Genomic DNA, 20,522 nt, shown 5'->3' on the forward strand with positions numbered 1-20,522 from the left:
GATTCCTCCTATTGCAAAAGGTCCGTTACCGGGACCAGGGTAATGCCGGAAGTCTTTACTGCGGCTTCGCTGCGCCGCCAGGCCTCCGCCGTGTTGGGGCGGGCGTGGCAGATGACAATCATGGCTCCGTAGCGGTCCGCGTCTTTGATGGCTTCCGCAATTCGCTCCTGAATGGCCGCAATATCGCTGCTGTTATCCAGGAACATACTATTATGCCCCGTAAGAATCCCTTCCTGCCGGGCAATTTTTTCTGCCACCGAAGTACTGATGGTCCGGCTGTCCACAAAGAACAGGCCGTCCCCGCCAATAACCTTCAGCGCCGCCCGAATGGTAGGCCCATCGGAGGTGGCTTTGGAACCCTGGTGGTTGTTGACCCCCTGGATTCCTGGCAGGCTGTCGATGGCTTCGCGGGTATAATTTTGGATTTGTTCAGCGGTCATCCCCACCCGTACAGCCCGGGTCTCAGAACTGCCGCCGCTGACAGGTTCCATGGGCAGGTGCAGCATGGCAATGTGCCCGCTGCCCTTAATGATGGACAGGGCCTCACTGCTGTTGGGTTTAAAGGGAATCACGGCATAACTAAACGGAAAAGGCAGGCTGGTCAGGGTCCGTACCGGATCCAGGGCGTAGCCGCAGTCGTCGATAATGACGGCCAGTTTCCCGTGATATTTTTGACCGGACAGCGCTGCCAGGGGACCTTCCTCCCTTGTAGCGGAAGAAGGCGAAGCCTTTTGCTGGGGCTCCGTCTTCTTGGCCGGTGGTTTTTCGGTTTTGGTTTCCGGGGTTTTCTCTGACGGGTGCAGATTCTTTTTCACGGTATCGGTAATGGTTTTGGCCGCAGAGCCAGGAACCGTCTCCGTTCCTCGCCCTGTGGCTGCATACACCATTCCCACCAGGACGGCACATACGGCCAGTCCCAGCAGCCAGCGGAAGGGACCCCGTTTCCCCCGCTGGCTTCTTCTGGTGGCTCTTTTTTTCATAATCTGTCCTTTACGCTCTGGGGTGTGCCTTGTCGTACACAGCCTTCAGGCGGTTGTTGGTCAAATGGGTATAAATCTGAGTAGTGGAAATATCCGCATGTCCCAGAAGTTCCTGCACCGTACGCAGATCCGCTCCGTTGTCCAGCATATGGGTGGCAAAGGAGTGGCGCAGGATATGGGGCGTCAGGGACTTGTTGATGCCAGCCTGCTGCCCGTAGGTTTTGATGATCTGCCAGAAACGCTGCCGCGTCATGCCGGTACCCCGCACCGTCAGAAACAGCAGATCACATTCCCGGCCCGCCTTCAGAAAATGAGGACGCACCCGGTTGATGTACTCTTCCAAATAGGACACAGCATATTTCCCCAAAGGAATAAGCCGTTCCTTAGAGCCCTTGCCATAGGCAATGACGTAATGGGTCTGCAGATTTACGCTGGAGACCGTCAGGCTCAGCAATTCTGTGACCCGCATGCCGGTGGCGTACATGACCTCCAGCATGGTCCGGTCCCGAAAGCCCTCGTTTTGGCTCAGGTTGGGCTGGGCAAACAAACGCTTTACTTCGTCCAGGCTCAGGACCTTGGGCAGCAACATACCGCGGCTGCCAGCCTCTACCACTTCCGACAGGTCATCCTTGATGTAGCCTTCCGTTACCATAAAACGGAAAAACGACTTCAGGGCGGCCAGTTTCCGGGCGGAAGAAGTAGCTGCATAGTTTTCAGCTTTCAGCACCTGCAAATATTGGACGATATCATCCCGGGTAATTTCCGAGAGGCTTTTCTTGGTCCAGGTTGCAAACAGGCGCAAATCTCTGCCGTAGGACTCTCTGGTATTTACCGAGAGCCCCAACTCTACGGTCAGATAGTCCAGAAAGGTTTCGATCTCTTTTTCCAGCTTGTTTTTTAGTGTCACCCTAATCATTCCCTTTTTTTAGGACTAAGACAGGTTCTGCCTCCAAGGGTGCGATGGTAGAAATAGCGTGCTTATAGATCAGCTGCTGTTTTCCCTCGGACTCCATGATGACAGTAAAGTTGTCAAATCCCCATACTTTTCCTCTTACTTGAAAGCCGTTCAGCAGATAGATCACAATGGACCGTTTCTCACTTCTGACTTTGTTCAAAAAGCTGTCCTGTAAATTTAGCGGTTTGCTGGTGGTTGTTGTCATAATTCTTTACTCCCCTTAGTAAAAGTTCTTTTGGTGCAAGTCCTCCATCATTTCTTTGATGCAAGCCTCATAACAGGGTGGTTCTGTCAGTTCAAACCAATGGATATAGGGCATTTTCTTGTACCAGGTAATCTGCCGTTTGGCAAAGTTGCGGGTGGCCTGCTTGATTTTGTCAATGCATTCCTGCCTGCTCCACTCCCCATCAAAATAGCGCAGGACCTGTCTGTAGCCAATGCTCTTCATAGATTGGGCATCCCCCTCGACGCCTTCCTCCAGAAGTTCCTTGGTTTCCTCAAACAAACCCTGTTCCACCATGATGTCAACCCGGCGGTTAATCCGCTGGTACAAAATTTCCCTGGGCATAATCAAGCCATAGACAGCGGCTTCATAGGGGCTTTCCGGGGCCCTTTCCACCGAAACCCTGTCTCCGCCCAGTATGGTTTCTACACTTCTTATTATACGCCTTCTGTCGTTAATCTTCAATTGTGCAGCGGCTTGTGGATCAAGTTCTTTTAAGCGCTGGTAAAGGGCTGCATTGCCGTTATGTTCGGCAAACTCCTCTAATTCCCGGCGTAGCTTGGCAGATTCATCCACCGAAGAAAATTCGTACTTCTCCAGCAGTGCCTTGATGTAGAGCCCAGTTCCCCCTACAATAATGGGCATCTTGCCCCTGGCCTGGCAATCTCTAATCAGGGCATCGGCCTGCTGCTGAAAATCCACCACCGAATATTTTTCATTGGGTTCCAAAATATCAATAAGATGGTGGGGCACCAGGGCCAGTTCTTCCGGCGTAGGCTTAGCCGTAGCTACATTCATCCGGCGGAAAACGCACATGGAATCCCCGGAAATGATTTCTCCATCCAGCTCCTGGGCTAAACGGATGCCACAGTGGCTTTTGCCGGTAGCCGTAGGGCCGGTGATAACAATCACCTTAGGTTTAGTTTCCATGATTCCTCCTGACAATTCCGTATTTTACCTTGCTGTAGCGGCCGCCCTGGATTTCCTGGGCACCCAGGTTTTCCAATACTTCCCGGAAGCGCTCCTTGATCACTACCCGAGGTGCCACCCGCAGAGCCTCCTCCACGGTTTCCCAGTCCAAAGGGTGCTTGTAGGAAGCTGGCCGCAGGGAAGTCATGCTGGAGGAACCCTCCACCGGCCGCTGGAACATGGGGTCCAGGTACACCACCGTAAAAGAATTGTCCGGCAGCTGCCGCAAAAGGTCTTTCGTAATACCGTGACGTACCTCTATCCGCCGCAGGGCTGCCAAAAAGTCAGATTCTCCTTCACTGTAGTTTTTAAGACCCAGGGAGGTCATTTTGTAGATAACCGGGGAAGCCTCCGTTCCCAGCACATACCCGGTAGGTCCTACCAAAAAGGACGCCACCGCTGCGTCCGCCCCCAGGCCCAGAGTCCCATCAAAGAACCGATCTCCGGGCTTTAACTGGCAGGCTCGCGCCAGATGGTCCGGCTCCCCTCTTTTAATCACTTTGATGCGGAGCATGGCCATGCCGGGATGGTAGCGCATAACCCCCTGCTCCGTATACACCTGGGGTCCCAGCCGGGTGGCTGCCAATAAGGCCTTCAGCCCGTACCGGCGGAGCATTTTTTCCAGGCCCCCTTCCCTCTCCAGGAAGGGCAGGTGCAGCTCTTTGGCCCAGGCCTGGGCTTCCAGCACCTGGTCCGTGCCGCCTTTGCGGCCCACTGTTACTGCATAGTCCACAGCTGCCTCCTTACGTCCGTTTGAACATATGGTACAGCTCCTGGCTGGTCAGTTTGATCATGCAGGGCCGTCCATGGGGACAGGTAAAGGGGTGCTCCGTATTGAGCAGTTCCAGGATTACCTGGCGCATCTGCCGGATATTCAGGATTTCTCCCGCCCGGATGGCGCTGTGGCAGGCGGCGTAATGCAGCACTTCCTCCCGCAGGTCGCTGGGCCGGATGGTTTTGTTTTCCGACAGAAGCTTCAAAATATCGTCGATAAAGCCCTCCGCCTGGCTGCCTTCCACATCGGCGGGCAGGGCGGACACCCGGAGTACCGTTTCCCCAGCGGGCTCCGCATCCACCCCCAGCTTCAGAAATTCTTCCCGGTATTCTTCCACTGCATCCACATCCTGTTTGGTAACGTTGAGAAACAGGGGAATCAGGAGCTGCTGGCTGGGAATTTCCTGCTGCTGCCGAATAAACCGGTCGTACATAATCCGCTCATGGGCAGCGTGCTGGTCAATCAGGTACAAAGCCGTTTCCGACTGGGCGATGATAAATACCCGGTCCACCTGGCCCAGGGGCCAGATGACGTCCACGCCGGAAGTCCCTTGGGGCAGTGCTTCCCCGGGCTCTCCCTGGCTTTGGGCCAAAGGTGCTTCGTAGGCGCTGGGAAGGGGCTGGCTGCTATTGGGTGCATACTCGTCCCGACGCTGGGCCGCATAAAGATTTTCCCGTTCCTCCTGGGTCACGTCCGGCGTTTTCCACACCTGCTGGCCAAAAGCCGGGTTCTTGGGGAAGGAACTAGAAGCAAAGGTGCTGCTGCCAAAGGACTGGTTCCGGCCTTCCCGTCCCCGGTCTCCCCCGGTAAACAGCGGAGCTTCTTCCTTCACCAGGCCCACATGGGCTGGCTGGGGTTCCTCGGCTAACGCCGGCATGGCTGCCGCCAGGGTATTTCCTGCTTCCGGCCGTCCGGCCATGGGCTGGGTCAGCGCCTTGCACAGGGCATGGTATACGGCCCGGTACACCGCCGACTCGTCCCCAAACTTGATTTCACTTTTTTGGGGATGGACGTTGATATCGATACTATGGGTATCCACCAGGATATTCAGCACGGCAAACGGAAAGCCTGCCTTGGGAATTTGGGACTGGTAGGCGTGGTCAATGGCCTTGCTGACCATCCGGTTGTTGATGGAGCGGCCGTTGACAAACAGGGTCTGCCAGGTCCGGGTTCCTTTAAGCAGCGTAGGCCGGCTGATATAGCCCTTTACCTGGATGCCGTCCTGCTCATGGTCCACGGTCAGCAGCTGCTTGGTCACTTCCCCACCGTACAGGGCACTGATGGTATCTGCCACGTCCCCGCTGCCCGGGGTGTTGATCACTTCCTTGTCATTATGGGTCAAGGTAAAATGCACATCCGGCCGGGACAGGGCCATGTGGGTAATCACTTCGGAGATATAGCGGCCTTCGGTGTTTACCGTCCGGAGGAATTTCCGCCGAGCGGGCACATTGTAGAACAGGTCCTTTACCGTTATGGTGGTGCCCACATCACAGCCCATGGGCTCTACCTCCATATTTTCTCCTCCGTCCAGGGTCAGCGAGGTGCCAAATTCGGCACCGGGCTCCCGGGTGAGCAGAGAAAAATGGGAAACGGACGCAATGCTGGGCAGGGCTTCCCCCCGAAAGCCCAAGGTATGCAGGGTCAGCAAATCATCCGCTTTGAGAATTTTACTGGTAGCATGACGCAACACAGCCATCCGGGCATTTTCCTCGTCCATGCCGGAGCCATTGTCCTTGACCCGGATAAATTCCGTGCCGCCAGCAAATATGATCACGTCAATCTGGTCCGCCCCAGCGTCCAGTGCGTTTTCCACCAGTTCCTTTACTACCGAAGCCGGCTTTTCTACTACTTCACCGGCAGCAATCTGGTTGGAAGTGGTTTGGTCCAACAGATTTATTTTTTTGCTCAATAGGTTTTACCTCCCTCCCGTTTGGCTTCTTCCTGAAGCTTATAGAGTGTATTAAGCGCCTCCAGGGGCGTCATGGTCATTACATCCAGGCTGCACAGGGTTTCCCGCAGGGCGTCCCCAAACAAACTGGGCTCCGCCGCCTGCTGGGCAGGGGCAGGCTCAGGGGCTGCTTTGGTCTTACTGGGAGCAGGCGCCGCCGTGGGCAGCCCGCTCTTGGCGTATTCTGCCAGCAGTTCATCCGCCCGCTTTACCACCGCATCCGGCAGCCCTGCCAGCTTGGCTACATGAATCCCGTAGCTCCGGTCCGTGCCCCCCGGCACAATCCGGCGCAGGAACAGGACCTCCCGGCCCTTTTCCTTTACCGCTACGGAGTAGTTCTTGATGCCCGCTTCCTGGTCTTCCAGTTCAATCAGTTCGTGGTAATGGGTGGCGAACAAGGTTTTGGCCTTAATCTTTTCGTTAATGAATTCCACCACCGCCCGGGCAATGCTCATGCCGTCGTAGGTGCTGGTACCCCGGCCTACTTCGTCCAGGATAATCAGGCTGCGGCTGGTAGCGTACTTCAGAATATTGGCCACTTCGTTCATTTCCACCATAAAGGTGCTCTGGCCGGTGGCCAGGTCGTCGCTGGCCCCTACCCGGGTAAAGATACGGTCCACCGGGCAGATATCCGCCTCCCGGGCGGGAATAAAGCTGCCCATTTGGGCCATCAAAGTCAGCAGTGCCACCTGGCGCATATAGGTGGATTTACCGGCCATGTTGGGGCCCGTCAGGATAATCAGCCGCTCATCGGTGTTGTTCAGGTGCACGTCGTTGGGCACAAACAGCTCCCGTTCCAGCAGTTTTTCCACCACCGGATGCCGGCCGTCCTTAATCTGGATTTCCTGCCGTTCGTTGAGCCGGGGGCACACATAGCTGCCCTTAAAGGCTGCCATGGCAAGGGAATACAGCACGTCCAGTTCCCCAATGGCCCGGGCCGTTTCCTGGATTTCCACCAGGTGGTCCCGAATCTCCTGGCGAATCTCGTTGAACAGGTAGTATTCCAGCTGCTGGATTTTTTCCTTGGCGCTGAGAATCTTGTTTTCAAATTCCTTCAGCTCCGGCACAATGTACCGTTCCCCGTTGACCAGGGTCTGCTTCCGGACGAAGTTGTCCGGCACCTGGGAAACCATGCCCTTGGACACTTCGATATAGTAGCCGAACACCTTGTTGAACCCTACCTTCAGTGTCCGGATGCCGGTTTCTTCCTTGATTTTCTGCTCGAAATTCTGCATCCAGGCATTGTTGTTTTCCGCAATGTCGTGGAGTTCGTCCAGCTCAGCATTAAAACCCGTACGGATCATGCCGCCGTCCCGCAGGGAAAAAGGCGGCTCGTCCACAATGCCCCGTTCCAGTACGTCCAGAATATCGCTGTGGAGAGCAATGCGCCGGTTCAGGACCCTCAAAAGGCCGTCCGGGTGGGTTCCCAGCCATTTTTTAATTTGGGGCAATTCCCTAAGGGCCGCTCTCAGCGCCGCCATATCCCGGGCATTGGCAGAACCCACTTCCAGCCGGGAAAGAATCCGTTCCAGGTCGGTGATTTCCTTCAGGCTATCCCCCAACCCGTTCCGGAACTTCACATCTTCCACCAGGGTGCCGATGGCCTGCTGGCGCTGGCGGATTTTTGCCACGTCAAGAAGGGGAGCTTCCACCCACTGGCGCAGCTGCCGGGCTCCCATGGCAGTCTGGGTATAGTCCAGCACATCCAAAAGGGTCCCATGCCGGGAGCCGTCCCGCATATTCTTCACCAGTTCCAGGTTACGGATGGCAGTGGCATCAAGCGCCATCACCTGGTCCGTGGTAATCTCCTGAAGCTGGTTGATTTGGGCCAGGTCGCTTTTTACATTTTCGTGGATATATTGCAGCATGGCTTCCACGGTCCGGTGCACCAAGGGGCGCTTCAGGGCCGGGTTGTCGCTGCCGAAATGCTGACTGAAATAATCCAGCCCCGGCGCCGGGTCAAAATGGTTCAGCATACAGTCCGGCAGCTTCTGCTGGAGCTTGTCCAGCAGGGACTGGAAGGCTTCATTGTCTTCCGTCAGCACCAGTTCAGCCGGCTGCAGCCGGTACAGCTGGTCCAGCACCGCTTCCTCCCGGTTCTTGCCCCCGGCAATATACCAGGCACATTCCCCAGTGGAAACGTCTGCAAAGGCCAAACAATAGTTGTCCTGGTCCTGGGTCAGGCAGGCCAGGTATTGGTTATGATTTTCTTCCAGCACCGCATCACTGAGCACCGTTCCCGGTGTCAGAATCTTGGTGACCTCCCGTTTTACAATGCCAACGGCTTTTTTCGGGTCTTCCATCTGGTCGCAAATGGCAATCTTGTAGCCTTTTTTGATCAATTTGGCCAGGTAGCTGTCCACGGAATGGAAAGGCACGCCGCACATGGGCATGGCATCACTGCCCCCGGCCCGTTTGGTCAGGGTCAGGTTCAGTTCCCGGGACGCCGTAATGGCATCGTCAAAAAACAGTTCGTAAAAGTCACCCAGGCGGAAGAACAGCAGCTCGCCCTGATGTTCTTCCTTGATTTTCAGATACTGCTGGACCATGGGTGTATAAGTGGTCATAATTCTGCACGTCCTTTGAGCAGCCAGGTTTGGGCTTTTTCAATGGTCACCGGCACCACGTCCCCGGGGTTGAAAATTCTATCCCCTACGGGCCACAGCACCAGCTTGTTGCCGTCCGTACGGCCGCTCCACATTTGTTTGTTGTTATGGCTTAGACCCTCCACCATAATGGGCAGGGTCTTCCCCACCAGTTCTTGGTTGTGTTTCAGGCTGTGTTTGTTTTGCAGCTCCATCAGCCGGTTCAGCCGGTCCTTCTTCACCGCTTCCGGCACCTGGTCTTCCATGGCAGCAGCCGGCGTTCCGGACCGCTTGGAATAGATGAAGGTGTAGGCTGCATCGTAGCGGACTTCGTCAAAGAGGCTCATAGTCTGGGCAAAGTCCTCTTCCGTTTCCCCGGGGAACCCCACAATAATGTCCGTGGTCAGCACCGCATTGGGTACATAGCTGCGGATGCGCCGCACCAGTTCCAGGTAGGATTCCCGGGTATAGCCCCGGTTCATGGCCTGCATAATCCGGGTGCTGCCGCTTTGCACGGGAATATGGAAATGCTTGCACACGTGGCGGCTTTCGGCCACAGCCTTGATCAGTTCCTCGCTCATATCACGGGGATGGCTGGTCATATAGCGGACCCGTTCCACTCCGGGAATCCGGTCCACCTGGCGCAGCAGCTGGGCAAAGGCATTGGCCTCACCCCGGTCCTTGCCATAGGAGTTTACGTTCTGGCCCAAAAGGGTAAATTCCCTGTAGCCCAGGGCTACGGCCTTTCTGATTTCCTCACAGATGGCTTCCGCACTGCGGCTCCGTTCCCGGCCCCGAACATAAGGTACGATGCAGTAGGTGCAGAAGTTGTTGCAGCCGTACATAATGGGCACCCAGGCCGCGTATTCGCTTTTCCGGACAAAATGGCCTTCAAACTCCTGGGGCATAATAGTCAGGTCGTTGTAGATACCTGCTTTCCGGTTCTTTTCCGCCAGATATTCCTGCAAAATGGCCTTGAAGTTGTTCACATGGGCCGTGCCGATGAGCAGGTCCACCTGGGGATAGGTCTTGAGAAAGTCTTCCCCATCCTTTTGGGCCATGCAGCCTGTGACGCAGAGCACCTTGTGGGGATCCTTGGCCTTTACGGCCTTCATCTCGCCGATTTTTCCCAGGATCTTCTTCTCTGCACTTTCCCGGACACAGCAGGTGTTGATCAGAATCACGTCTGCTTCATGAAAGTCTTCTGTATAATGATAGCCCAGGTCGGACAATTGCCCGGCGTAATGCTCAGAATCGCTTTCATTCATCTGGCAGCCGTAATTGAGAATGGTATACGTTTTATTCATGGTCATGCAGGTTCTCCTCTAATTTAATCGTGATATTTTATTGTACCATGTTTGCTGGTTCCGGGGCAAACGGTTGACCTGCCGTCCCAACGGAAAAAGGACCGACTGGAACCAATTTTGTTCCAGCGATCCTTTGTTTTTGCGTATTGCTCGCAGCATATTATTGTACTCCCGGGAAAGCAGTCACGTACTGGATCCGGATGTCCGGAAAACTGGTAACGAACTGAACGGTAAAATCCTCCCCGTATTCCACAAACTGCCATTCTCCAACTTCCGAAGGAAAATGGTCCACTACTTTTACTTTCAGGTCCGGGAAACTGGTAACCACCTGGACTTTTACATCCGGGTTGTATTCCACAATCCGCACCTTGCCCATCAGTTTAATGCCATTGAAATAGCCGCCTGCATTAATGGGTGACGATGCCAGCGCAGAAGCAAAAGGCACCAGCACCAGCAAAAGAATCAGCCAAACACGCCCCAAGGTTTTCTTCACGGTACATCCCTCCCTTTCCTCTATTATAACAGAATGGTCAGTTGTAAAATGAACTTGAACAGTTAATCAAAAAATAAAAATCCATAGTGAAGCCTCATGCTAAAATGGTTTTGCGAGAAATCATCAACAAAGGAGCAATCACGATGGATCACATCCATTCTAACACAATGGAGGACGTACGTATCCCCGGCCGCCATCTTTCTTTGGAAGAACGTGGTATGATTCAAGCTCTGCATCGTCAAGGGCTTTCCCTTCGCAACATTGCTGCTGCAGTAGGATGTGCTCATACGACTGTTTTCTATGAGCTTCGGCGTGGAACGCCGGAACGAAAAAGCAAGCACGGTCGTGCCCCACAGTATATGGCAAAGCGCGGTCAGAAGGCATACGCAAAGAATCGCAAGAACTCCAGGAAGACTTGCAAAATCGATCATGACGACTGCGAATCGTTCATCCAATGGATGGTAGAACAAGTCCGCCAGGAACGTTGGTCACTGGATGCCTGCGTTGGCTATGCTAGGCGGAACAAGCTATTTACGCCGGAACAGATTCCCTGTACCAAGACGCTTTACAACATGCTTTGGGCTAATAAGCTTCCGCTGTCGCTCTTCGAAGTCCCGCGAGCCTTAAAGCATAAACACCGTCGGAAATGGGTACGTAAGAACAAGCGTATGAAGGGTCGCTCCATTGAGGAACGTCCTGCCGTCGTCAATGAAGGTACCGAAATTGGCCACTGGGAAGTGGACACGGTCGTTGGTCAGCGTGCAGGCCGTGAGGCAGTAGTCTTCACTGCTGTTGAAAAGGTTACGCGCAACTACATCGCCATCCGCATTCCTGGACGTACCTGTGCCGGCGTTGAATCCGCTCTTGCACAGTTGCAGGAGCTATATGGCGCAGAGCGCTTCAGCCAGATTTTTAAGACGATGACGGCCGATAACGGTCCTGAGTTTGAGAACTTGTCACAGTTCGAGAGTCTCGGCACCAAGATGTACTTTACACATTCGTACAGCTCGTGGGAACGGGCTCAAAACGAACGCCACAATGGCTTGCTGAGGGATTTCATCCCAAAGGGCATGTCCGTAGAGCGGTTCTCTGATGAGGATATCCTGAACATGGCAGATACGCTGAACCAGCGCCCACGTCGTGTTTTGGGCTACCATACGCCGTCAGAGCTATTTGATGCATTCCTCGATGAAGTTTATGCTATTGAGTGTGTNGTAGAGCGGTTCTCTGATGAGGATATCCTGAACATGGCAGATACGCTGAACCAGCGCCCACGTCGTGTTTTGGGCTACCATACGCCGTCAGAGCTATTTGATGCATTCCTCGATGAAGTTTATGCTATTGAGTGTGTTTCTTGATTATAGTTGTTCAAATTCAACTTGCAATTTACCATTATAACAGAATTCCTGTATTTTTTCAGTTAGGGGAGTCGGGAAAATCCGTGGGAAAGTCTTTATGCCGGTGGGCAATGGGAATCCAGGCCCGCTGGGGCTTAAACAGGGAATATACAGCCACCAGGCTGATCAAAAGGCAGTACAGCCCGCTGGTCAGAATCCCCGGCAGCATCTTGGTCAGGCTCAGCCCACCCTTTGCTGCAGAGTAGGTGCCAATGCCCAGGCTCAGCAGGTAGAGAAAAATCCACCACAGTACGTCCTTGGGAGCAAACAGCGGCAGCCCCGAAACAGCGTTGTACAGCAGCCAAAACACATTGGAAATGAAATAGAAGCCGAACACCGTGCACATCAGCATGGGCACAAAGTTATCAATCAGCCGGGCATCCGGTTTGGCCCGAAAATGCCGGAACCAGACAGTACGATAGTGCTGGGCAATCTCAAAATTTCCCGTGCACCACCGGCGCAGCTGCTTGATCATGGTGCCAAAGCCTGTAGGCTGCTCGTCATAGAACCGGGCCTCCTCCTGATAATCGGAAAAAACGCCCTTAAAGTTCTGCTGCATGGAAAATTCCATGTCCTCGGTAATGGTCACCGTATGCCACCCCTCCGGCTCCAACAGGGACAGGTCAAAGCCAAACCCCGTACCGGAAATAATGGCGGATAGGTTCATGCTGTGGTGGGGCTTGCAAAGCAGGTTATCCACCGTCAGCCAGTACATGCTGTACCATTCACTGATGATATTATCATAGGGATTGAGCGGGAGCCGGTTGCCCATAATCAGGCGGCCGCCCCGGTCAAAGCTCTGGTTCAAGGCGGACAAAAAGCCCGTATCCGCCACATTATCCGCATCAAAAATAACCATATGGGTAAAACGCCCGGGATTTTTCTCCAGGATCAGCGGAATGCCCCAGGTGAGTACGGCGCCCTTCCCCGTCCGGGGGCCGCTGCTCCGTTCATACACTGTCACCTGTTCAAAGGTCCGGCCCACCGCTGCGGTGCGGTCAGAACAATGATCCGCCAGCAAAAACACGTGGAATTTATCCCGGGGATAATCCTGCTCCGCCAAACTCTGGAGCAGTTTCCCCACCACTGCTTCCTCATTATGTGCGCAGACAACTACTGCCATAGAGCAATAGGCTCCGCTTCCTGGTTTGTCTTTTTTGGGGTGCAGCAGGCCCATGAGGGTGGTGCCTGCAACCCAGAGAAAGGTAATCAGCAGCAGAAGCTGCACAAGTAAGGTGATCGTGTACATGGTAACCATCCTTTTAGAAACCGGTCATGACCAATAGCAGGAGGGCAAAAACCCCCATGGTATATTCCACCACCTTGGAATGGAATTCCGGCGGCACCATCAGTGCCAGGCCTGCTGCCAGAAACAACCCGGTAAGAGTAATCCGCAGCATAGCCACCGCCATATTCCGGGTAGTGGTTTTCTTATCTTCCAGGCGTCGCCACAGGGCTTCGCCCTTTCCTGCAAAGAAATAGGCCGAGGCCTTTCTGTACAGGAGGAAACCGCCTGCCAGGGTAAAAAGCAAGGTAGGCAGCAGAATTTTGAAAAAGGAGGCTGAAAAAGGAACCACTTGGTAGATTTCCGCACCCACCGCCGGATAAACCGCCATGGGAGCCACGGCCAAAAGGCCCAAAATCACAAACATGGTAACGGTCCGCTGGTCATACAGTGCCAGCCGGGGTTCCTGGGGACTTTTCATTCCCTGCCAGACCCGGAAGGGCAGATAAGCAGAAATCAGGGCTGCCAGAAATTCCAAAGGAATCTGGTTTAGATTGGCTCCCACAAGAAAAAGCGCCAGGGCACTGCCAAAGGCTGCACTAATAGCGCCCAGCCGGCCAAAAATCAGGCCGTAGGGCAGCGACAGCATGGCTTCCAGCCGCAGCCCGGACACCTGGGGCACCACCCTTACCGCACTGGAGATCAGTGTAAATACTGCATAAAGAAGAACCAGGCAGCAGCCTGTTTTCAATCGTTTCTGCATGAAAATCCCTGCTTTCCGTCTGATTCAGAATTTGTCGTTTTTTGGGCCCTGGCCCGGAGTTCCTGTTTCAGGGCGCCAATGGTTTTGTGCAGCACCGGGTGCACCACGTCCCCGGCAATATCCGCTAAAGGATCCAGCACAAAAGCCCGGTTCTGCATATCCGGGTGGGGCAGCACCAGGTCATCCGAATGGACCACTTCCTGGTCAAAAAGCAGCAGATCCAGGTCAATGTTCCTCTCCCCCCAGTGCCGCTTCCGCTCCCGGCCCATATCCAGCTCAATGGAGAGCAGGGTGTGAAGCAAGGCCTCACAATCCCCCTGCCACTCCACCTTGGCGGCTCCGTTTAAGAATACCGGCTGGTCCGTTACCCCGTAGGGCTCCGTCTGGTAAAAAGGAGAAACGGCCAAGACCTTGATGCCCTGCTCTTCCATCCGCCGGAGCGCTTCCCGCAGGTTTCCTTCCTTGTCCCCCAGGTTGCTGCCCAGGGCCACGTAGGCTATTGACATGCGCGAATCGCCTCCAGCATCCGGATCAGCCGGACATTTTCTTTCACATCGTGGACCCGCACCAGGTTGGTACCGGCGTACACGGCCGCAGCCGTTACCGCCAGGGTCCCTTCCAGCCGTTCTTCTGCCGGCAGGTCTCCCAGTGCCTTGCCGATAAAGCCCTTCCGGGAGGCGGCCACCAGCACCGGCAGGCCGTGACCCGTCAGTTCTTCCAGGGAATTGCACACTTCCAGGGATTGGGGGGGATTCTTGGCAAAGCCCAGACCCGAGTCCAGAATGACTTTATCCCGGCCCAAACCGGCTTCGGCGCAGACCTTGGCCCGTTCCAGCAGGTACTGGGTCACATCGGAAGTGATATTTTCGTAGACTTTGTTGCTTTGGAGCACCATGGTCTTGGGGGTGCCCCGCATATGCATAAGAATCAGCGGGGCCTTGGCAGCCGCTGCCACCTCCACCATAGCAGGGTCTCCAGTGCCGGCGGTCACGTCGTTAATCATATCCGCACCAGCTTCCAGGGCCGCCTTGGCCGTGGGCGCATGGTAGGTATCCACGCTGAGAATGGCCCCGGGATAGGCTTTCCGCAGCTGGCCAAGGGCCGTGGTCACCCGGCGGATTTCCTCCTCCGGGGGCACGGTTTCCGCCCCAGGCCGGGTGGATTCCCCGCCGATATCCAAAATATCCGCTCCGTCCTCCAGCATTTTGCCGGCCGTGTGAAGCAGGGTTTCCTCCTGGATTACCCGGGACCCGGCATAAAAGGAGTCAGGGGTTACGTTGAGAATCCCCATCACCCGCATTTTTTCGTAGGTCAGCTGCCGGCCGTCCGCCAAGGTGGTCACAAGCGGCGTTTCGTCCAAATAGGCTTTCAGGTCAGCAATAACCTCTGCAAAGCCAAACCAGGCCCGCATGGTTTCCAGTTTTTCCACCAGATGGCGGTACTGGTTCTTATTGCCCAGGAGCAGCACATCCCCCACGGGCACGCTGCAATTGATGGCCCCCTTTACGGTGACGCATTCGCAGCCCATGGACAGCATTTCCTGCTTGATAATATTGGCCGCCGGGGACTTTACCTGGAACAATTTCACTGGGCAAAGCTCCGCCTTGGGGGCCATAATCTGGATGCCCACTGGGTGGACAGCCATTTTCTCCATTTCGTGGAGCACCAGCCGGGAAGGCACAGGAATAAACATATTATTCCTCCCCCTTCTCCACGGTGGCAAAGGCGTTGTGGTTGTGAATGCTTTCCTGGCTTTCCACGGTGACGCTGTACCAGTCAATCCGGCTGTCGGCGTTCAGCTGCAGGGCAATATCCCGCACTGCATCTTCCACAAAGCGGGGATTTTCGTAGGCTTCTTCCGTAACAAATTTTTCGTCCGGCCGCTTCAGCAGGGAGAACAACGGCGAAGAAGCGCCTTTTTCTGCCATTTCCACCAATTCTTCAATCCAGATGGGTTTTTGGCTCCGGACCGTCATTCTGGCCCAGGCCCGCTGGTTGTGGGCGCCGTATTTGCTGATTTCCTTGGAGCAGGGGCACAGGGTGTGCACGGGCACATCCACGCCCAGGTCCAGGACGAATTTTTCGCCTTTTTCCGCCCGGAAATGGCATTCCACGTCCAGGTAGCTTTCAATGCCGCTGACCGGGGCCTTTTTCGTTACAAAGTACGGGAAATCCAGCTTCACCATGGCGGAGCGGGCTCCCAATTTCTCTTTCAGGTTATCCAGGAATTTCTCCAGGTCGCTGGGACGCACGCCCCCCAGCTCCTTCAGGCATTCCACAAACCGGCTCATATGGGTGCCCCGCTGTTCCTTAGGCAGATCTACGGACAGCTGCACCACGGCCACGGAGTGCTGCTCGCCCCGTTTGGGGTCCTTCAGCACCAGGGGCCACTTCAGGTCTTTGATTCCCACGTGTTTCAGGGGAATATGACGCACATCCTGCTGTGCCTGTACATCTTTTAACATGTTCCACCTCTGTAGACTATACCGCTGGTTTTGGTTTCCCAAACTTCCACTTCTGCCAAATGGTAGTTGGGGCCCGTCAGAGGCTTCTCCAGCTGCTGCCAAACCCATACCGAAATATGTTCGGCGGAAGGCTGGGGCAGCAGGTCGTTCAGGCAGGTGTGGTCCAGTTTGTCCACCACCAGTTCCTTGACCGTTCTCTTAAACTGGACGAAATCCAGGACCATGCCTTCCTGATCCGGGGTGCCTTCTACTTTTACCACCAGCTTATACGTATGTCCGTGAAGATGCTCGCACTTACCATGATAATTGGGCAGATAATGGGCTGCGTCAAACTCAAATTCTTTTATGCAAATCATATGGTTCCCTCCTGAAGGTCAAAATCATTTTGGCGTAAGGCTTCATACAAAACGACGGCCACGGAGTTGGCCAGATTCAGGGAGCGGGCTTCACTCACCATAGGAATCCGGACGCACTCACTTGCATGGGCTTCACGGAAGCTTTTCGGCAGACCTGCGGACTCTTTTCCAAAAATCAGCAGGGAATCCGGAGCGTAATGGACCCTGGTATAGGACTGATGGGCATGGGTGGTCAGTAAAAAGCGGGGGCTGTCAGGATAGGCTGCCAACACCTCCTCCACGCTGTCGTAGTAGTGGATGTCCACCAGATGCCAATAATCCAGTCCTGCCCGTTTCAAGTACTTATCGTCCACGGAGAACCCCAAAGGGCGCACCAGATGCAGGGAGGCCCCTGTAGCGGCGCACAGCCGGGCGATGTTGCCCGTATTGCCCGGGATTTCCGGTTCTACCAGAACAATATGCATAGGCAATTTGCTCACCTCGTTTCCTTGGGCCAGTCAGCACCAGAGACGGTAATCAAGGATTTCATCTGTTCGTGGATGTTCATGATTTTCTCTGCATAATTGCTGCCTGTAGCCCATTTTCCATTTAGCTGGGACCAGCGATCGAAAAACCCGTTTCGTACCTTACCATCATAAACCAACTGATAGCGTGGGTCAACAATGGGCGTGGAAGGTTTCCGGCTGGTGCTGTAGGCCATCAAATGCTGGATGTGGGCCCGCACCCCCAGGTCCGGGGTAGCAAAATAGGCGCCCCGCACCTGGCTGCTGGTGGTTCCCAGGCCGCAGAAGTTATTCTGGGCCGGCACCACCGTGCCTCCAAAGTGGAAGAAACCTGTTTCCAAAAGTGCTTGGCAGAAGGCCAAATCCCAACGGATGCCCTCTTTTCCTGCCTCATTGTAATACATTTCCACCAGTTGTTCCGGGGTAGCCTTAATGGGCAGCCGGTTATTGTACAGCTTCAGCAAAGCCACAGCCTGGTCCCGGGTGGCTTCTGCCTCCCCGGCAATGGTCACCTGGTCATAGTCCTTGGGAATGTTCCACAGCTGGGATTTGGTCATCACCCGGTTGAGAATCAGCTGCAGGCTGGGGTCCTTTACCGCCCGGTCCTTAAAGGAACGCTGGCGGCTTTCTTCAAAATTGATGGGCTCGGTCAGAACCAGCTTTTTGCCCTCAATTTCCAGGGACGGCCGCAGGGTAAGTCCAGCCAGCTCGGAAGCGCTGAAATGGCCCGGATTCACCGGGGTGTTGTCCTCAGCCTGTGTTTCAGCCTCTGCCGCTTGGTTCCGCGGAGAAGTTTTGGCTTCCTTTTGGGGCTTTTCCGGTTTTTGCCGTTTGGCCTCTTTAGCCGATTTCGTTTCCTTTTGGGAAGCGTCCTCTTTAGGCGTTTCTTTTTTTACCGCTGTTTTATTTTTTTCTTCCTCAGGCTGCTGTTTCTCCTCTGCCTGGGTTTGGGGCTTATCCCCCCGGCGCTTTGCCCGGATTTCCTCGCTTTTTAGGGCAAAATCCTCTTTCCGGGCGTTGGCAATCGCCTGCACCCGTTCCTTAAAAGACAGCTGCTTTGTTTCTTCTGCAGCCTGTACCGGCCGGCTTAGGGGCAAAACGCCCAGCACCATAGCCGCAAGACCGATTTGCACCGCTTGTTTCAGCTTATATTTGTTCACGCAGGATTTCCTTTCTCTAACAATGATATTAGACCTTCTTCTTTTGGGGAAACAGCCACAGGCTCAGGAGCATTACCACCGCAGCCGTAAGAATTCCCAGGGAAGTGGCATTCAAGATACCAAAGCCCTTGCCCCCATGAAACAGCTGGAGTCCCAGTACCAGGGCCACCCCAAGGCCTGCGGACAGGAAAGCGCCCTTGGTGGAAGCCCGTTGGGTAAACAGGCCAAACAGGAAGGGGGCTGCCAGGCTTACAGTCATTAGGCTATAGAAAATAGCCAGAGCCGTAATGATGTTGGCCATAAAGAGAGCCACAAAAATTCCCACAATGCCGCAGAGCACGGAGATTTTCCGGCTGACGCTAAGCAGTTGCTGGTCGGTAGCCTGGGGCCGGAAGAAGGTCTTGTACAGGTCCTTGCTTAAAGACGTGGCCAGCATATACAGCACCGTGTCGCAGGTGCTGACTTCTGCGGCAAAAATAGCCGACAGGGCCAGGGCCGAAATGCCAAAGGGCAGCATTTCCTTCATAACCTTGGGCAAAGCCAGTTCCTGGTTGCCCAAATTGGGGAACGCCGCATAGGCGCACATCCCAATCAGCATGGGCAGGAAAGCAAAAAGCAGCTGGACAATGCCGTTCAGCAGCGTGCCCACCTTTACGGCGTGTTCGTCCCTAGCACTGTACACCTTGCCAATAAGGCCCGGAGAAATACAGAAGGCCGGGGTCAGCATCAAAAAGTATCCCAAAATGGCCTGGTTCCCCATCCCGTTCCAGCTAAAGTAGGAGGCCGTTTTGGCCGCACTGCCGGTATTTTGGCTGACGGCCTGGACCAGGCCCTGCCAGCCCCCTACGTAAGCCAGGGCATAGGGTACCGCAATGCAGAAGCCCAAAAGGATTACCGCCAGCTCAATGATATTCACGATGGCTGCGGATTTCAGGCCTCCGGCGGAGAAGTACAGGGTCACCACCACGGACGCGATGATAATACCCAGGGTCCGGTCCACGCCGGCTGCCACGTTGAGAATCCAGGCGATGCCCAGCAGCTGGCCGGAAAACAGGGCCAGGGTGCCAATGGCCATCAGGGTGGAGGTTACCCCCCGGAAAGCCGGAGAATACCGCAGGTCCAGGTAATCCCCCATGGTAAACAGATTGTGCTTTTTGGCCTGCCGCCACACCGCAGGGCCCACCACGTAGGCCAGAATCAGGGACCCCAGGCCGCTGCAGCCAATCCACCACCAGCTGGAGGCGCCAAAATGGTAAGCCAGGCCCGTCACCCCTACGGTGGAACCGGCGCCAATATTGGCCGCAATCAGCGTAGTAAAAAGCAGCCCGGAGCCAAAGTTTCGGCCGCCTACAAAAAAGTCGGAAGCACCTTTTACGTGCTTGCCAATCCAATACCCCAACAAAATCAATAGTGCAGCATACCCAACGATTACTGCCAAATACCAATTCACTGTAGCCACCTCACCAAATTCTGGAATATTCCCAGTCCATCTTTCACAGCTTCAAAATTCAACAAACTTCATTGTACTTTACTTGCCGGAAGTTGTAAAGAAAGGTTACCCAGCGAAAGCCAGTTTTCCCGGCAAAATTCGAATATTTTTCAGAAATTTTGATTTTTCCCCGCACGGGACTAGTTGTCAAAACGCACACTTTGGTTGATAATAAAGAAGACGAATACTTTAAAGGAGGCAAATTTTATGCTGCAATTTCATTATATCCACCATTCCTGCTTTACCCTGTCCGATGGTACCACCACCCTGCTGTTCGACCCCTATCTGGAAGGCAACCCCGAAGGCCTGACCCCCAAGGACATCAAGGCTGACTACATTCTAGTAAGCCACGCCCACGGGGACCATCTGGGCTCCGCCTACGAAATCGCCAAGAACAAAGATGCCCTGATTATCTCCACCGCTGAAATCGCCCACGCTGCGGCGGACCAGGGCTGCCGTTCCCACGGTATGCATATTGGCGGCACTCATGAATTTCCTTTTGGCCACGTACGGATTACCCCTGCTTTCCACGGCAGCGGCATTGCCGGCGGCCACGCTGCGGGCTTTATCGTCACCTTCGGCGGCAAGACCGTCTACTTTGCCGGAGATACCGGGGTCTTCTCCGATATGCAGCTGCTGGCCCGGCTGGAGCAAATCGACTACGCCCTGCTGCCCATCGGTGACAATTTCACCATGGGACCCCGAGATGCCCGGGTAGCTGCCCAGTTCCTGGAAGTCCCCTATGTCATTCCCATCCACTATAACACCTGGCCCCTGATTGCCCAGGACCCTGAAAAGTTCAAGAAATCCGTAGAACTGAAGACCGAAGGCAAAACCCAGGTCATCATTGTTCCCTTTGGCACCACCCGGGAACTGGACTAAGAAAACAGGAACCATACAAAGCTAAACATTCAAAAAAAACGACCTGC

General features: G+C 54.7%; 19 protein-coding genes and 1 pseudogene. 2 read left to right on the forward strand and 18 right to left on the reverse strand.

Annotated features, from left to right (window positions below; all coding sequences use genetic code 11):
• Positions 1-8: 8 nt before the first annotated feature.
• From C7E10_RS01585 to C7E10_RS01625, 9 genes are all read right to left on the reverse strand, one after another.
• Positions 9-980, reverse strand: a complete 972-nt coding sequence (locus C7E10_RS01585) for a divergent polysaccharide deacetylase family protein (RefSeq protein ID WP_105325638.1) — start codon at positions 978-980, stop codon at positions 9-11.
• 10 nt (positions 981-990) lie between these two features.
• The gene (xerD, locus tag C7E10_RS01590; protein ID WP_200820175.1) at positions 991-1,896 is read right to left on the reverse strand and encodes a site-specific tyrosine recombinase XerD; all 906 of its coding nucleotides are present in this window, start codon (positions 1,894-1,896) and stop codon (positions 991-993) included.
• Positions 1,889-2,140 carry an RNA chaperone Hfq gene (hfq, locus tag C7E10_RS01595; protein ID WP_105325640.1) on the reverse strand — a complete coding sequence of 84 codons (252 nt, stop codon included), beginning with the start codon at positions 2,138-2,140 and terminating at the stop codon, positions 1,889-1,891. Before hfq ends, xerD begins: the two co-directional genes overlap by 8 nt.
• Before the next feature lie 15 nt (positions 2,141-2,155).
• The gene (gene miaA, locus C7E10_RS01600) at positions 2,156-3,088 is read right to left on the reverse strand and encodes a tRNA (adenosine(37)-N6)-dimethylallyltransferase MiaA (protein WP_105325641.1); all 933 of its coding nucleotides are present in this window, start codon (positions 3,086-3,088) and stop codon (positions 2,156-2,158) included.
• Positions 3,078-3,860 (reverse strand): class I SAM-dependent methyltransferase, encoded by a 783-nt coding sequence (locus C7E10_RS01605; protein ID WP_231085812.1) that lies wholly within the window; start codon positions 3,858-3,860, stop codon positions 3,078-3,080. Before C7E10_RS01605 ends, miaA begins: the two co-directional genes overlap by 11 nt.
• A 10-nt stretch (positions 3,861-3,870) precedes the next feature.
• Positions 3,871-5,811 carry a DNA mismatch repair endonuclease MutL gene (mutL, locus tag C7E10_RS01610; RefSeq protein ID WP_105325643.1) on the reverse strand — a complete coding sequence of 647 codons (1,941 nt, stop codon included), beginning with the start codon at positions 5,809-5,811 and terminating at the stop codon, positions 3,871-3,873.
• Positions 5,808-8,417: a DNA mismatch repair protein MutS gene (gene mutS, locus C7E10_RS01615; RefSeq protein WP_105325644.1), complete on the reverse strand. Its 2,610-nt coding sequence runs from the start codon at positions 8,415-8,417 to the stop codon at positions 5,808-5,810. Before mutS ends, mutL begins: the two co-directional genes overlap by 4 nt.
• The gene (gene miaB / locus C7E10_RS01620; protein ID WP_105325755.1) at positions 8,414-9,742 is read right to left on the reverse strand and encodes a tRNA (N6-isopentenyl adenosine(37)-C2)-methylthiotransferase MiaB; all 1,329 of its coding nucleotides are present in this window, start codon (positions 9,740-9,742) and stop codon (positions 8,414-8,416) included. Before miaB ends, mutS begins: the two co-directional genes overlap by 4 nt.
• Positions 9,743-9,902: 160 nt before the next feature.
• Positions 9,903-10,235: a 7(1) septoil knot domain-containing protein gene (locus C7E10_RS01625; protein ID WP_105325645.1), complete on the reverse strand. Its 333-nt coding sequence runs from the start codon at positions 10,233-10,235 to the stop codon at positions 9,903-9,905.
• Positions 10,236-10,378: 143 nt separating this feature from the next.
• Here C7E10_RS01625 and C7E10_RS01630 point away from each other — a divergent pair.
• Positions 10,379-11,440 (forward strand): annotated as a pseudogene (locus C7E10_RS01630) (IS30 family transposase); the annotation flags it as partial.
• Positions 11,441-11,651: 211 nt separating this feature from the next.
• On the opposite strand, the gene C7E10_RS01635 reads toward C7E10_RS01630, so the two are convergent.
• Genes C7E10_RS01635 through C7E10_RS01675 form a run of 9 tightly spaced genes read right to left on the reverse strand, consistent with a single transcriptional unit; the run spans position 11,652 to position 19,554 of the window.
• Positions 11,652-12,881, reverse strand: a complete 1,230-nt coding sequence (locus C7E10_RS01635) for a glycosyltransferase family 2 protein (protein WP_105325646.1) — start codon at positions 12,879-12,881, stop codon at positions 11,652-11,654.
• A 13-nt stretch (positions 12,882-12,894) separates the two neighbouring features.
• Positions 12,895-13,620, reverse strand: coding sequence for a hypothetical protein (locus tag C7E10_RS01640; protein WP_105325647.1), 726 nt, complete (start codon positions 13,618-13,620; stop codon positions 12,895-12,897).
• Complete coding sequence (folK, locus tag C7E10_RS01645; protein WP_105325648.1) at positions 13,605-14,126, reverse strand: 2-amino-4-hydroxy-6-hydroxymethyldihydropteridine diphosphokinase; 522 nt, start codon at positions 14,124-14,126, stop codon at positions 13,605-13,607. Before folK ends, C7E10_RS01640 begins: the two co-directional genes overlap by 16 nt.
• Positions 14,117-15,313, reverse strand: a complete 1,197-nt coding sequence (folP, locus tag C7E10_RS01650) for a dihydropteroate synthase (RefSeq protein WP_105325649.1) — start codon at positions 15,311-15,313, stop codon at positions 14,117-14,119. The genes folK and folP overlap by 10 nt, the downstream gene beginning before the upstream one ends.
• 1 nt (position 15,314) lies before the next feature.
• Complete coding sequence (gene folE2, locus C7E10_RS01655; RefSeq protein WP_105325650.1) at positions 15,315-16,085, reverse strand: GTP cyclohydrolase FolE2; 771 nt, start codon at positions 16,083-16,085, stop codon at positions 15,315-15,317.
• Complete coding sequence (queD, locus tag C7E10_RS01660) at positions 16,079-16,441, reverse strand: 6-carboxytetrahydropterin synthase QueD (protein WP_105325651.1); 363 nt, start codon at positions 16,439-16,441, stop codon at positions 16,079-16,081. The genes folE2 and queD overlap by 7 nt, the downstream gene beginning before the upstream one ends.
• Positions 16,438-16,905 (reverse strand): tRNA (uridine(34)/cytosine(34)/5-carboxymethylaminomethyluridine(34)-2'-O)-methyltransferase TrmL, encoded by a 468-nt coding sequence (trmL, locus tag C7E10_RS01665; RefSeq protein WP_105325756.1) that lies wholly within the window; start codon positions 16,903-16,905, stop codon positions 16,438-16,440. Before trmL ends, queD begins: the two co-directional genes overlap by 4 nt.
• A gap of 11 nt (positions 16,906-16,916) precedes the next feature.
• On the reverse strand, positions 16,917-18,104 hold the full coding sequence (locus C7E10_RS12270) for a glucosaminidase domain-containing protein (protein WP_231085809.1): 1,188 nt from the start codon (positions 18,102-18,104) through the stop codon (positions 16,917-16,919).
• Positions 18,105-18,132: 28 nt separating this feature from the next.
• Entirely contained in the window at positions 18,133-19,554 is a 1,422-nt protein-coding gene (locus tag C7E10_RS01675; RefSeq protein WP_105325652.1) for a sodium:solute symporter family protein, read from the reverse strand.
• Between the two features lie 246 nt (positions 19,555-19,800).
• Here C7E10_RS01675 and C7E10_RS01680 point away from each other — a divergent pair, with 246 nt between their 5' ends.
• The gene (locus C7E10_RS01680) at positions 19,801-20,475 is read left to right on the forward strand and encodes a metal-dependent hydrolase (RefSeq protein ID WP_105325653.1); all 675 of its coding nucleotides are present in this window, start codon (positions 19,801-19,803) and stop codon (positions 20,473-20,475) included.
• Positions 20,476-20,522: the final 47 nt, after the last annotated feature.

It is taken from the genome of Acidaminococcus hominis (genome assembly GCF_900291475.1).
In the GTDB taxonomy this organism is placed as follows: domain Bacteria; phylum Bacillota; class Negativicutes; order Acidaminococcales; family Acidaminococcaceae; genus Acidaminococcus; species Acidaminococcus hominis.

What these genes read in the sequence shown, in the direction of transcription:
- C7E10_RS01585 (WP_105325638.1), bottom strand. Translation starts at nt 980, where the DNA reads ATGAAAAAAAGAGCCACCAGAAGAAGCCAGCGGGGGAAACGGGGTCCC.
- xerD (WP_200820175.1), bottom strand. Translation starts at nt 1,896, where the DNA reads ATGATTAGGGTGACACTAAAAAACAAGCTGGAAAAAGAGATCGAAACC.
- hfq (WP_105325640.1), bottom strand. Translation starts at nt 2,140, where the DNA reads ATGACAACAACCACCAGCAAACCGCTAAATTTACAGGACAGCTTTTTG.
- miaA (WP_105325641.1), bottom strand. Translation starts at nt 3,088, where the DNA reads ATGGAAACTAAACCTAAGGTGATTGTTATCACCGGCCCTACGGCTACC.
- mutS (WP_105325644.1), bottom strand. Translation starts at nt 8,417, where the DNA reads ATGACCACTTATACACCCATGGTCCAGCAGTATCTGAAAATCAAGGAA.
- miaB (WP_105325755.1), bottom strand. Translation starts at nt 9,742, where the DNA reads ATGAATAAAACGTATACCATTCTCAATTACGGCTGCCAGATGAATGAA.
- C7E10_RS01635 (WP_105325646.1), bottom strand. Translation starts at nt 12,881, where the DNA reads ATGTACACGATCACCTTACTTGTGCAGCTTCTGCTGCTGATTACCTTT.
- C7E10_RS01640 (WP_105325647.1), bottom strand. Translation starts at nt 13,620, where the DNA reads ATGCAGAAACGATTGAAAACAGGCTGCTGCCTGGTTCTTCTTTATGCA.
- folK (WP_105325648.1), bottom strand. Translation starts at nt 14,126, where the DNA reads ATGTCAATAGCCTACGTGGCCCTGGGCAGCAACCTGGGGGACAAGGAA.
- folP (WP_105325649.1), bottom strand. Translation starts at nt 15,313, where the DNA reads ATGTTTATTCCTGTGCCTTCCCGGCTGGTGCTCCACGAAATGGAGAAA.
- folE2 (WP_105325650.1), bottom strand. Translation starts at nt 16,085, where the DNA reads ATGTTAAAAGATGTACAGGCACAGCAGGATGTGCGTCATATTCCCCTG.
- queD (WP_105325651.1), bottom strand. Translation starts at nt 16,441, where the DNA reads ATGATTTGCATAAAAGAATTTGAGTTTGACGCAGCCCATTATCTGCCC.
- trmL (WP_105325756.1), bottom strand. Translation starts at nt 16,905, where the DNA reads ATGCATATTGTTCTGGTAGAACCGGAAATCCCGGGCAATACGGGCAAC.
- C7E10_RS01680 (WP_105325653.1), top strand. Translation starts at nt 19,801, where the DNA reads ATGCTGCAATTTCATTATATCCACCATTCCTGCTTTACCCTGTCCGAT.